The 11,852-nt window shown below is 67.3% G+C and carries 9 protein-coding genes and 4 pseudogenes; 8 read left to right on the top strand and 5 right to left on the bottom strand.

Annotated elements, in window-relative coordinates:
- Positions 1-1,845: DEAD/DEAH box helicase (locus XAXN_RS04640; RefSeq protein ID WP_054318677.1), on the bottom strand; the 1,845-nt coding region annotated here is incomplete at its 3' end.
- A 168-nt stretch (positions 1,846-2,013) separates the two neighbouring features.
- On the opposite strand from XAXN_RS04640, the pseudogene XAXN_RS04645 reads away from it, so the two are divergent.
- The 4 genes and pseudogenes from XAXN_RS04645 (at position 2,014) to XAXN_RS04660 (ending at position 3,789) form a co-directional block, all read left to right on the top strand.
- Positions 2,014-2,519, top strand: a pseudogene (locus XAXN_RS04645) (RNA polymerase sigma factor).
- A 29-nt stretch (positions 2,520-2,548) separates the two neighbouring features.
- Positions 2,549-3,193, top strand: coding sequence for a hypothetical protein (locus tag XAXN_RS04650; RefSeq protein ID WP_054318678.1), 645 nt, complete (start codon positions 2,549-2,551; stop codon positions 3,191-3,193).
- A gap of 36 nt (positions 3,194-3,229) precedes the next feature.
- On the top strand, positions 3,230-3,472 hold the full coding sequence (locus XAXN_RS04655; protein ID WP_054318679.1) for an RNA-binding S4 domain-containing protein: 243 nt from the start codon (positions 3,230-3,232) through the stop codon (positions 3,470-3,472).
- Positions 3,469-3,789 (top strand): annotated as a pseudogene (locus tag XAXN_RS04660) (hypothetical protein). Before XAXN_RS04655 ends, XAXN_RS04660 begins: the two are co-directional and overlap by 4 nt.
- Before the next feature lie 3 nt (positions 3,790-3,792).
- Here XAXN_RS04660 and XAXN_RS04665 read toward each other — a convergent pair.
- The 4 genes from XAXN_RS04665 to XAXN_RS04680 form a co-directional block, all read right to left on the bottom strand.
- Positions 3,793-4,218, bottom strand: coding sequence for an MAPEG family protein (locus XAXN_RS04665; protein WP_054318680.1), 426 nt, complete (start codon positions 4,216-4,218; stop codon positions 3,793-3,795).
- Between the two features lie 25 nt (positions 4,219-4,243).
- The gene (locus XAXN_RS04670; protein ID WP_054318681.1) at positions 4,244-4,780 is read right to left on the bottom strand and encodes a DUF4019 domain-containing protein; all 537 of its coding nucleotides are present in this window, start codon (positions 4,778-4,780) and stop codon (positions 4,244-4,246) included.
- A 396-nt stretch (positions 4,781-5,176) separates the two neighbouring features.
- On the bottom strand, positions 5,177-5,431 hold the full coding sequence (locus XAXN_RS04675) for a hypothetical protein (protein WP_054318682.1): 255 nt from the start codon (positions 5,429-5,431) through the stop codon (positions 5,177-5,179).
- Between the two features lie 75 nt (positions 5,432-5,506).
- Complete coding sequence (locus XAXN_RS04680) at positions 5,507-6,733, bottom strand: COG3904 family protein (RefSeq protein WP_054318683.1); 1,227 nt, start codon at positions 6,731-6,733, stop codon at positions 5,507-5,509.
- Positions 6,734-6,880: 147 nt separating this feature from the next.
- On the opposite strand from XAXN_RS04680, the pseudogene XAXN_RS04685 reads away from it, so the two are divergent.
- From XAXN_RS04685 to XAXN_RS04700, 4 genes and pseudogenes are all read left to right on the top strand, one after another.
- Positions 6,881-8,346: pseudogene (locus XAXN_RS04685) on the top strand (AlkA N-terminal domain-containing protein).
- Positions 8,343-8,888 carry a methylated-DNA--[protein]-cysteine S-methyltransferase gene (locus XAXN_RS04690; protein ID WP_054318684.1) on the top strand — a complete coding sequence of 182 codons (546 nt, stop codon included), beginning with the start codon at positions 8,343-8,345 and terminating at the stop codon, positions 8,886-8,888. Before XAXN_RS04685 ends, XAXN_RS04690 begins: the two are co-directional and overlap by 4 nt.
- Before the next feature lie 36 nt (positions 8,889-8,924).
- Positions 8,925-10,224 (top strand): annotated as a pseudogene (locus XAXN_RS04695) (alkaline phosphatase family protein).
- A 177-nt stretch (positions 10,225-10,401) separates the two neighbouring features.
- Positions 10,402-11,799: a chloride channel protein gene (locus XAXN_RS04700; protein WP_054318685.1), complete on the top strand. Its 1,398-nt coding sequence runs from the start codon at positions 10,402-10,404 to the stop codon at positions 11,797-11,799.
- Positions 11,800-11,852: the final 53 nt, after the last annotated feature.

Here is an 11,852-nt window from a genome sequence, read left to right on the forward strand (position 1 = left end):
CGAACGGCCCGGGCCGTTCGGACGACCGGAGGGCTTGCCGCCACGCGGAAAGCGCGGCTTGGACGCCGCACCGGCCGCTTCACCGTCTTCCAGCTTGCGCATGTGGAGCTGCTGACCGGACACCCAGACCTTCTTCAGGTGGGCGAGCAGTTCGCGCGGCATGTCGGCCGGCAGATCCAGGATCGAATAATCGTCCTGGATGTCGATACGACCGATATAGCGGCTTTCCAGCCCGGCTTCGTTGGCGATCGCGCCAACGATGTTGGCCGGCTTCACGCCGTGGCTGTGGCCCACTTCGATGCGGTAGCTCTCCATGCCGAACTCCGGCTCCCCACGTGGGGCCGGCTCGCGGCGCGGGCGCTCGCCGCCGGCATCGTCACCGCGCGGCGGACGTGCGGGGCGCTCCCCGTCGGCGCGCAGGCCACGCTCGAACTTCGGTTCGAAGCGCGGGCGATCGCCGCGGTCGGCACGCTCATGACGCTCGCGCGGTGCGGTGTCCTCGCGCGCACCACGCACCGGCGGGGTCAGCAGGAACGGCGCATCGCCCTGCAGCAACTTGGCCAGCGCGGCGGCGATATCGATCACCGGCACGTTGTTTTCGGCCTCATAGCGCTGCAGCAGGTCGCGGTACATGTCGATCTGGCCGCCGGCCAGGGTCTCGGTAATGCGGGTCATGAAACGGGCCACGCGGGTGTCGTTGACCGCGTCCACGCTCGGCAGCTGCATTTCTTCGATCGGCTGGCGGGTGGCGCGCTCGATCGAACGCAGCATGCCCTTTTCGCGCGGCGTCACGAACAGGATTGCGTCGCCGGTACGCCCGGCACGGCCGGTACGACCGATGCGGTGCACGTAGCTTTCAGTGTCGTAGGGAATGTCGTAGTTCAGCACGTGGCTGATGCGTTCCACGTCCAGGCCGCGGGCGGCCACGTCGGTGGCGACCAGAATGTCCAGCTTGCCGTCCTTGAGCTGGGCAATGGCCTTCTCACGCGCCGCCTGCTGCATGTCGCCGTTGATGGCCGCTGCCGCCATGCCGCGCGCCTGCAGCTTCTGCGCCAGTTCTTCGGTGGCCGCCTTGGTGCGCGCGAAGATGATCATGCCGTCGAACGGCTCGACCTCGAGAATGCGGGTCAACGCATCCAGCTTGTGCAGCCCGCTCACCCACCAGTAGCGCTGACGGATGTTGGCCGAGGTGGTGGTCTTGGCCGCGATGGTGACTTCGGCCGGGTCCTTCAGGTAGGTCTGCGCGATACGGCGGATGGCCGGCGGCATGGTGGCCGAGAACAAGGCCACCTGGCGCTGCTCCGGCAGCTTCTTCAGCACCGCTTCGACGTCGTCGATGAAGCCCATGCGCAGCATTTCGTCGGCTTCGTCCAGCACCAGCGTCTTGAGCTGGGACAGATCCAGGGTGCCGCGATCCAGGTGATCGATCACCCGGCCAGGGGTGCCGACCACCACATGCACGCCGCGCTTGAGCGCGCTCAGCTGCTGAGCGTAGGGCTGGCCGCCGTACACCGGCAGCACGCGGAAGCCGGAAATGGCTTCGGCATATTTCTGGAACGCCTCGGCAACCTGGATGGCCAGTTCGCGGGTCGGGGCCAGCACCAGCGCCTGCGGCTTGACCTGGTTGAGATCGGCGTTGGACAGCACCGGCAGCGCGAACGCGGCGGTCTTGCCGGTACCGGTCTGGGCCTGGCCGAGCACGTCGCGGCCGGCCAGCAGCGCGGGGATCGTGGCAGCCTGGATCGGCGACGGCGACTCGTAGCCAACATTTGCAACGGCCTTCATCACAGCGTCCGAGAGGCCGAGATCTGCAAACAGCAGCGGCGCGGATGATTCTTGGGTCATGGGTAACTCCGGAGGCGCCGCACAGAGCCGGCAGGCGCAAAGCCGCATAGTGTGCCTCTTCAGCCCCCTTGCTGTCGAAATTTTCGTGACAGTCCATTCAGGTTCTGAGGAATTGCGCTCCGGCGCGAATCATCTCCACGTCATCCCTTCACCTGCCCGGCCGGAGCCATGCCCCTGGACACAGACCTGCACACCCGCTTCAGCACCCTGCTGCGGCAGCATCGCGGCATCGTGCTAAAGGTGGCGGCCAGCTATTGCCGCGGCCACGACGACCGCGACGAACTGGCGCAGGAAATCGCCACGCAACCATGGCGGGCATTTCCCGGCTACGACCCCCGAGTCGGCACTTTTCCACCTGGATGTACCGCATCGCCTTGAACGTGGCGATCAGCGATCTGCGATCTGCGCGGCCGCCGCGCGGCCGGCGAACCGATCGCGCTGGATGCGGTGGTGGATCGCATCGCCGATCCCCATGCGCACGACCCTGTCCGCGAACAACAGGTGGCCGCGCTGTATGCCTTCATCGCACAGCAACCGCCGCTGGAACGCGGCTTGTTGTTGCTCTATCTGGACCAACACAGCTATCGCGAGATCGGCGAAGTGCTCGGCATCAGCGAAACCAATGTCGCCACCAAACTAGCCGCCTGAAATTGCGCATCCGCGCCGAACTATAAACCCCACCAATCCGCAACCGGAGCAAGACATGGAACTGGACGACATCGCCCTGGCCTGGCGTTCGCTGGAACAGCGGCTGGACCAACAAGCCGCACTCACCGGCCAACTGCTCGGCGACCTGCGCAACCACGCAGCACGCGCGCACCTGCGCCCGTTGTGGCTGAGCCAATCGGCGCAACTGCTATGCGCCATCACACTGAGTGGCATCGTTGCCCACAGCTGGCTTGCGTTCGCCGATCAGACGGCAGCGGTCGTCGGCGGAGTGTTGTTGCAGGTGTGGTGCGTTGCGCTGGCAGCGTCTGCGGCCCGCCAACTGTGGCTGTTGTCGCGATTGGACTTCGCCGGGCCACTGCTACAGACGCAGCGCGCGCTTGCACAGTTGCGGCGCTGGCGCACGCGCGTGGCGCCGTGGCTGGGCGTGGCGTTCTGGGTGCTGTGGGTCGCGACGCTGCGTGGCGCGCCCTCACCGATCGATCTGTCGCTGCCGCACGCCTGGCTGCTATGCAACCTGCTGGTCGGCGTACTCGGCGGACTCGGTACCTGGCTGGGCTATCGACGGCTGCAACGCAGCGGTCACCCCTGGCTGGAACGCCTGGACACCGCGCATGCCGGCCGCAGCCTCGTCCGCACCGAAACCCTGCTGGAACAGATCGCGCGTTTCCAGCGCGAGTAAGCGGATAATCGCTGCCTCCCTGCGACCGAGCACACCATGCAATACCTGGAATTCGACCTGGACGGCGACTACATCGAACTCAACCAGTTGCTCAAACTGGCCGGCATTGCCGACAGCGGCGGCCAGGGCAAGGCGATCGTCGCCAGCGGCGCGGTCAGCGTCGACGGCGTGCAGGAGCTGCGCAAGACCGCCAAGATCCGTCCTGGTCAGCTGGTGCAGTTGGACGATGTGAAAATTCGCGTGCTGGCACTGGACCCGGATGTCGAGCCTGACGCATGAAAGTGGTGGAGATCAGTCAGCGCAACAACGCGCCCTCAGCCGACGATCCGGAAGCACGACGTCTATATTTTTTCGATCGCCATCGATTCGGACACGCCGTTCTGGCTGGAGCAATCCATCCACGGCGGACATGCCGAGCGTGGCGGCTGCACGATGCTGGCCTTGCACGAACTGGAAGGCTGGCCTGGCGGCTGGCGCACAGATGTGACCAAGGCCGGCTGCGCGTGGGTGATCCCGATCCTTGAAGAGGCCCTGCGTACCGGCAACGCGCCGGGGCAATCGATACGATCCTGGCGCGGGTGCAAGCGCCGGGTTGAAACTCACACCTGCCGGCGACGCCGCATCAAACTACCCAGCAGGGCGCGCACCAGTTTGATGATGCCCCAGAACGACACCACCCAGATGGCGCTGCGCAGGTACGGAATACCCGCCGCATACACCGGCACATAGGCCACGCGCGCCCATAGGTAGAGCTGCACGGCAAGTGCTGTTTCTGCGCTGGTGCGCCCGGCCACGCTCACCGCCAGCACGGCGGCCGCGAAGATCGGAAAAGTTTCCAGATAGTTGCGGAACGCGCGGTCCAACCGCGCCGCCACGCCGGTGAGCGGCTTGGCCTCGCCATCACGTGCGCTGGCATTCCACTTGGTGCCGCGCTGGGCGGTCATGCTGGCCGAGGCGGCCAGCAATTGCACCAACCCGAGCACCATCGCCCAGCCCAGCATCTGCAGCTCGATCGTCAGTTGCATACGTTTCTCCCGGCCGATGGAAACATCACTTCACCGCCGTGCGCAGGCTGTAACCGGCCAACCGCCAGGTCTTGTCTTCGTCCAGACGGAACGACACCAGCTCGCGGACCGGCTGCTGCGCCTTGGCGAAGCGGGTCGGGAAGCTCACGTTGACATACAGGCCTTCGGGCACCTGCGCGCCAGGGCCGTACTTGACCCGCGTGACCGAGCCCTGCCCGCGCCCCACCACCGCACCCAGCCGCGCGCGTTCGGTGCCGATCTGGCTGACGAAGACATCGCGCTTGACCGCGGTCTTGGCCACCTTAGACGCGCCATCCCACAAGGACGCGACCTGGTTGCCGTCCACCATCTGCGCCACGCGCAAGGCGGCCTGGGTCATTTCGGTGTTCTGCTTGGTCAGCTGCGCCTGCTGCGCCGGGCTGAGCGCCGGCTGCCCTGCGGGCGCTGCAGCTGCCGATTGCCCCGCAGCCGGGCCAGCCGGGCGACTGGCGGCGTGCGGTTGTTGAGCGAACGCCAGCGCTGGAGCCAGTGCCAACACGATAACCAGACGAGAACGAAACATGGGACGGGGACCTTGTACGGATCGGGTTGAAAGGGAAGGCGCCGCCCGCCTTTCGGTGGGTAGCGCAGTCTAGAATGCGTCGTGCGCAACACAAGCTTTAGTGCAGGCTCGGGGACGGCGCTGAAGACAACAGGGCAAGCGCTGACGCGGGGCTTTTCGAAAACACACTGATCGAGCGCGCGAGCGGCGAGCAGGGAAGTCCGGCCACGGCCGCGCGCATTCGACGTCATCAGGTCTGGCAGCGGCGTTGTCATCCTTCTGTTTGGAGTGTGCAGGAATGCTGCTGATGTCGGCATCGGCTAGGTACGCACGCATGCGGCCATGCCTTGAAGTTAACAAGCGCACATCCCTCACAGGCCCGCACCAGTGAGGTCCCATCGCCGTTGTCTGCGCGCGCTAGACCTCGCCCCCGGGAGCCGGCGGAACAGCCGCCACGCCACGCGGCCGCCACAGACGCCAACTGACCCAGAAGGCACGCGCGATCGCGGCAATCAGCGCCGCCAGACTCAGCCACGTTGCCAGTGTCGCCGGCCATTGTTCGTGCATGGCGGCAGCGGCCAGACGCAGCAACTCGGCCACGCCGAAGCCAACCAGCACCAACAGGGCCGACGGGAGATATGCCAGTAACACACCCTTGGTCTTGCCTCGCATACGCCACCGGCTCGGTTGTGATGCAGCGACGATAGGCAGCGCGCAGTGCGATACGCGTGAAGCCCATCGCTGCACTCAGCCGTCGGGGTGCGTGGCCGAGGGCGGGTCAGCCTGGGCAGCATCCTGCGCTGGTGCCGCTTCCGGCTCGGCTGCAGGTGTTCCAGCGGCCGCGGCATCACACTGGACCTGGCCGTTCTGTGTCTGGTCGCGCTGCGCCTCATCGGTCTGCGTCTCGGCCGTTGGGCTGGCCGGCAGCGCCGCGGCATCGGTTTCGGCCAGCGGGCTTTCTTCCGGGCAGGCCGCATCCGGAAAGCCGAAACGCTGCTTCAAGGCCAGGCCGCAGGCATTGACCGTATCCAGGTCCGCGCCCTCGCCCTTGCACTTCTGGTCGAAGGCGACCAGAAACGCGTCCTTGCGGCGTACGAAGGCATCGCCGCACTTGCGCATCTGGCGGATGCGTTCCAGATCGTCCTGCACGGCGTTGGTGCCATCCAGCCCGTATTCGCACAACTCTTCCATGGTGAGCAGGCGCAGGCTGCGGTTGGGCACGGTCATCATCAGGTCGGCCACCGCCACCGCCACGCCGTTGCGCTCCAGGTAATCCTTGACGTTGCCGTAGACCTCGCGCAGTTCGCGATTGAGCTCGGCGCGCGAGGTCGCCTTGGAACTGATCCGCATCATGCGGTGAATCCCGACCTTGCCGGCGACCAGGCGGTTGTCGCCAGCCGCCAGCACGAATACGCAGGCGCTGTGGCAGATCGCGCCTTCGCGCACCCAGATGGTCCAGTTGGATTCGCCGATGGTGTCGCCGGCGCGGATCGCCGCTTCCACCTGCCCGCCGCTGGAATCCAGGTCCAGGATGCGATGCGGCAACTTCCACTGCTCGGCGACCGACGCCAGACGCCACACCAGCGCGGCAAACCCTGCGTTGATCTTGCCGGCATAGCGCACCCGCACCAGCCCGGTCTCGCGGCACGGCGCCAACGCCGCTTCCACGCTGGCCCGGTCCAGTGCCGGCAGCAACGTGCCGTCGCCGGCCTCGCGGCTGTAATCGGTCGCGCAGCTGATCCAGGCCTGGCCCGATTCCAGTTCCGCCTGCGGCCAGCCCGCCGCGCCCGCCTGCGTGCGCGGGCGCGGCGGCAGTACCGGGTCGGGCGTATCCACCGACACCATGTGATCGCCATCGCCCGCCTGCCCTGCGCCACTTTGCTGCGCAACCGCTGCATCGGCGGAGGTCGCCGACCGATCGCAGGCGGCCAGCAGGAACAAGCAGGCAAGTGACAGACAAGCCGATTTCAGCATGATGTGGGGCACGGAGCGCGACGAAGATCACCCGCAGTCTATGGCTGAATGGGTCGATGGGTTGACCCAGCCATGAACGCGCAGGCCCGCTGCAACCCTGTCCGAAAACGGCCAGCCGGCGCTGGGGCAAGCGCATAGACTGGCCCCATGCAGACCGCAACGCCCGACCGAACCCAATGCGACCGCGCCCGCCTGGCACGCGATGCACGCTTTGAGGGGCTGTTTTTCACCGCCGTGCGTAGCACCGGCATCTATTGCCGCCCGGTGTGCCCGGCGCCGGCGCCCAAGCCGGCCAATATCAGTTACTACCCCACTGCCGCGGCGGCCAGCGCCGCCGGCTACCGGCCGTGCCTGCGCTGCCGGCCGGAGCTGTCGCCGCAGGCGCAGCAGCATCTGGGCGAAGAAAGCGTGCAGCGTGCGCTGGCGATGATTGCCGACGGCGCGCTGCAGGCGCAGCCGGTGCAGACCCTTGCCGATGCGGTTGGCGTGAGCGCGCGCCAACTGCAACGGCAATTCGTGCAGCAGTTGGGCGCCACGCCGATCCAGGTGCATGGCACGCATCGGTTGCTGCTGGCCAAGCAGCTGCTGACCGAAACCGCCTTGCCGGTCACCGAGGTCGCGCTCGCGGCCGGCTTCAACAGCCTGCGCCGCTTCAATGCCGCCTTCCTGCAGGGCTGCGGCATGCCGCCTTCTGCACTGCGCAAGCAGCGTGCCGAGGTACCGGGCGGCGAACTGACATTGCGCCTGGGCTATCGCCCGCCGCTGGATCTGCCGGCGATGCTGGCATTTTTGCAGCGCCGTGCGATCCCTGGCATCGAGCAGGTCGATGCCAACGGCTACCGTCGCGTGATCGGCGCGCCGGGCGAGGCCAGCGTGATCGAGGTCAGCGCGGCACCGCAGCACGCGGAACTGCTGCTGCGCATCGGTGCCACCGACCCGCGGCAGATTCCGCAGATCGTGCGGCGCGTGCGCAGGCTGTTCGATCTGGATGCCGACCTGCAGGCCGTGCATGCCACGCTGGCGCCGGAACCGCTGCTGGCCGAAGCGATCGCACGCCGACCCGGCCTGCGCGTGCCCGGTGGCTGGGACGGCTTCGAGGTGGCGGTGCGCGCGGTGCTGGGCCAGCAGATCAGCGTGGCCGGCGCGGCAACGCTGGCAGCGCGGCTGGTCGACCGCCACGGAGGTCATCATGCCGACATGCCACCCGGACTGGATCGCAGCTTTCCCACGCCCGAACAGTTGGCCGACGCGCCGCTGGAACAACTCGGGCTGCCGCGTGCGCGCGCCGCCACAGTGCGTGCACTGGCATCGGCCTGCGCCCAAGGCCAGCTGCACTTCGGTGCCGGGCAGCGCGCCTGGCTGATTTCATCGCCGCCTGCACCGCGCTACCCGGGATCGGTCCGTGGACCGCGCATTACACCGCCATGCGCGCGCTCTCGCATCCGGATGCGTTTCCCGCCGGCGATCTGATCCTGCAACAGGTCCTCGGCGCACCGGCGCGTTTGAGCGAACGCGCCACCGAAGCGCATTCGCAGGCATGGCGACCGTGGCGCGCCTACGCCGTGCTGCACCTGTGGCATCTGGCCAACGACCGCAACGACACCCGCGTATGAGCACCCTGTACTACGACACCTTTCCCTCGCCGATCGGCGCGCTCAGCGTGGCCGCCGACGACACCGGCGTGCACCACATCCTGTTCGCGCAGAACCGCTACGACGCCATCGGCCGTGCACGCTGGTTGCACGACCCCGATGCGCCGCTGGTGCGCGCAGCACGCGAACAGCTGCTCGATTACCTGCATGGCGGGCGGCGCAGTTTCGATCTGCCGCTGACGCCGACCGGCACGCCGTTTCAGCTAACGGTCTGGCGCACGCTGGCGCAGATTCCGTTCGGGCAGACCTGGAGCTACGCACAACTCGCGCAGGCGGTGGGCAAGCCGGCCGCGAGCCGCGCGGTGGGCGCTGCCAATGGGCGCAACCCGCTGCCGATCGTGCTGCCCTGCCATCGTGTGATCGGTGCCAATGGCGCGTTGACCGGCTTCGGCGGTGGCCTGCCGACCAAGCAGGCGCTGTTGCAGTTGGAAGGTTGGTCGCCACGTAGCGCCGCACGTGCCGACGATCTGTTCGCCCCGACATCGGCACTACGCAGCGGCTGACGTCGCGGCGTCATCGCTGCGACGTAAACTAACGCCATGATCGACCGACGTTTTGTAGTTGCCGCAACGGCGCTTGCCTTGCTTGCTGCCTGTCGCAGCCAGCCATTCGCGCACAGCGCGCCCACGCAGTTGCCAACTGCAGCGGCGAACACCCCATCCGCCAGCACGCCGCACACCTTGCTGCTGATCTCCATCGACGGCCTGCACGCCGACATGCTCGATCGCGGCATCACGCCAAACCTGTCGCAACTGGCACGCGAAGGCGTGCGTGCGCGCTGGATGACGCCGTCGTATCCGTCGCTGACGTTTCCCAATCACTACACCGTGGTCACCGGGCTGCGCCCGGACCACCACGGCATCGTGCACAACAGCATGCGCGACCCGACGCTGGGAGATTTTTGGTTGAGCAAGCCCGAGGCGGTGGGCGATGCGCACTGGTGGGGCGGCGAGCCGGTGTGGGTGGGCGTGGAAAGCACCGGCCAGCATGCGGCCACCTGGTCGTGGCCAGGCAGCGAGGCGGCGATCAAGGGCGCGCGCCCGGCGCAGTGGCGCCATTACCCAAAAGGCGTGCGCCTGGACACGCGGGTGGACGCGGTGCGGGGCTGGCTCCAAAGCCGACGGCGCCCGGCGCAATCGCCTCGTCACGCTGTACTTCGAACATGTGGACGAAGCCGGCCACGACCACGGCCCGGAATCGCGCGAATACGCCGATGCCGTGCGCGCTGTGGATGCGGCCATCGGCCGGCTGCTGGCAGGCATACAACGCGATGGCACGCGTGCGCGCACCAACATCATCGTGGTCTCCGACCATGGCATGGCCGAGGTGGCGCCAGGGCATGCTATCAGCGTGGAAGACATCGCGCCACCGCAGATCGCCACCGCCGTCATCGACGGCCAGGTGATCGGGTTGGAGCCACTGCCAGGGCAACGGGCCGCTGCCGAGGCCAGCGTGCTTGGTGCGCACGACCACTACGACTGCTGGCGCAAGGCGGAGCTGCCGGCACGCTGGCAGTACGGTAGCCACCCGCGCATTCCGTCGATCGTGTGCCAGATGCACGCAGGCTGGGATGCCCTATTCCCGGACAAGCTTGCCAAACGCGCGCACCAAGGCACGCGTGGCTCGCACGGCTTCGATCCGGCATTGCCGTCGATGCGCGCGGTGTTCCTGGCGCAAGGCCCCGATCTGGCGCAGGGCAGGACACTGCCGGGCTTGGACAACGTGGATGTCTATGCGCTGATGACCCGGCTGCTGGGGATTGCGGCCGCACCCAACGACGGCAACCCGGCAACCTTGCTGCCAGCCCTGCGCATGCAGCCGGCAGCCGACGCCAGGTAACGGCGACCGGCATCCGCAACGCCGCTGCCGCGCGTAAGCGGGCGGCATCAACGCCGAAAATGCGCACGCAGGGAAGATCTCGCCCCACGTCGCCGCCGCGCACCTCATGTTGGCGACAGCGCAGGAATGTGGATCGCTGTAGACACCGCTGCGGCCCGGCAGTGCGACAATGATGCGATGTCTGGTTCCAATCCCCCGCCGCGTCGCTCGCGGCCGCTGTTGTCCAACGAAGGCTGGCGTCGTCGCGCTGCACTGTGGGGCGGCGCGATTGCGGTAGCGCTGGTGGCGATCGTGTTCGCCAAGGCCAGCGACGCGGCCTTTCATCTCTTTCAACGCATTACCGCACACTCGATCTGGTGGGCATTGCTGCTGACGCCGGGCATCTTCGCCCTGCTCGCCTGGCTCACCTCCGGTGCGCTGCGGCCCACGCGCGGCAGCGGCATTCCGCAGGTGATCGCGGCGCTGGAGCACCCGGACCCGGCGTTTCGCGACAGCAACCTCTCGCTGCGCGTGTCGGTTGGCAAGCTCGCGCTGACCACCTTGTCGCTGCTCGGCGGCGCATCGGTAGGACGCGAAGGACCCACCGTGCATGTCGGCGCCAGCCTGATGCATGTGTTCGGGCGCTGTTTCGGTTTTCGCGACACACGCGAGCTCTCGCATTTTCTGCTCGCCGGCGGCGCCGCCGGCATCGCGGCCGCGTTCAATACGCCGCTAGCGGGCGTGGTCTTTGCGATTGAAGAACTAAGCGGGCGCTTCGAGCACCGCTTTTCCGGCACCTTGCTCACCGCGGTGATCGTCGGCGGGGTGGTGTCACTAGGCCTGCTGGGCAACTACACCTATTTCGGCAAGGTGGCGGTGGCCTTGCCGTTGGGCCAGGCCTGGTTGGCGATTGCCTTGTGCGGCAGCGTGGCCGGGTTATTCGGCGGCATCTTCGCGCGGATGGTGCTGGCCAGCGTCAGCGGCAAACCGCGCTGGTTGGGCGCGCTGCGCCAACGGCATCCGGTGTTGCTGGCTGCACTGTGTGGCCTTGCCCTGGTCGGGCTTGCGGTCGTGTTCGGGCAAGGCGCGTTCGGCACCGGCTACGAACAGGCACGCAGCCTGGTGCAGGGGCATGCGGTGGTGGGCCACGAGTTCGGCATGATGAAACTCATCGCCAATCTGGTCTCGTATCTGGCCGGCATCCCGGGTGGCCTGTTTTCGCCGGCGCTGGCAGTGGGTGCCGGCATCGGTCACAACCTCTCGGTGCTGATGCCCAGCGTGGACCCGCGCACCTTTGTGCTGCTGGGCATGTGCGCCTATCTCACCGGCGTGACCCAGGCGCCGCTGACCTCGGCGGTAATTTCGCTGGAACTCACCGACACCGGCCAGATGCTGCTGCCGATCCTGGCCACCGTGCTGATCGCGCGTGCAGTCTCCGGGCTGGTCTGCAAGAAGCCGATCTATCGCGGCCTGGCCGAGCAAGTGTTGGCCGTGCCGGTGCCGGTGCCCGCTCCCGCTGCAGAGCGCGCGTCAACGTCGCGGCTCCAGACATTGGCCGGAAACAGCGGCCAGGACGACGCCCCACCACGAACATAAGCTGCCGCACCGCTCGCCAGCGGTGCAGCGCGGTAGATCCCCTCTTCATCGTG

Origin of the sequence: Xanthomonas axonopodis, from assembly GCF_001304695.1 — a bacterium.
GTDB classification, from domain to species: domain Bacteria; phylum Pseudomonadota; class Gammaproteobacteria; order Xanthomonadales; family Xanthomonadaceae; genus Xanthomonas; species Xanthomonas axonopodis.

Bases quoted from the DNA above. Each gene is read 5' to 3' on its own strand.
- XAXN_RS04680 (WP_054318683.1), bottom strand. From the start codon at position 6,733: ATGCTGAAATCGGCTTGTCTGTCACTTGCCTGCTTGTTCCTGCTGGCC.
- XAXN_RS04700 (WP_054318685.1), top strand. From the start codon at position 10,402: ATGTCTGGTTCCAATCCCCCGCCGCGTCGCTCGCGGCCGCTGTTGTCC.
- XAXN_RS04650 (WP_054318678.1), top strand. From the start codon at position 2,549: ATGGAACTGGACGACATCGCCCTGGCCTGGCGTTCGCTGGAACAGCGG.
- XAXN_RS04655 (WP_054318679.1), top strand. From the start codon at position 3,230: ATGCAATACCTGGAATTCGACCTGGACGGCGACTACATCGAACTCAAC.
- XAXN_RS04665 (WP_054318680.1), bottom strand. From the start codon at position 4,218: ATGCAACTGACGATCGAGCTGCAGATGCTGGGCTGGGCGATGGTGCTC.
- XAXN_RS04675 (WP_054318682.1), bottom strand. From the start codon at position 5,431: ATGCGAGGCAAGACCAAGGGTGTGTTACTGGCATATCTCCCGTCGGCC.
- XAXN_RS04670 (WP_054318681.1), bottom strand. From the start codon at position 4,780: ATGTTTCGTTCTCGTCTGGTTATCGTGTTGGCACTGGCTCCAGCGCTG.
- XAXN_RS04690 (WP_054318684.1), top strand. From the start codon at position 8,343: ATGAGCACCCTGTACTACGACACCTTTCCCTCGCCGATCGGCGCGCTC.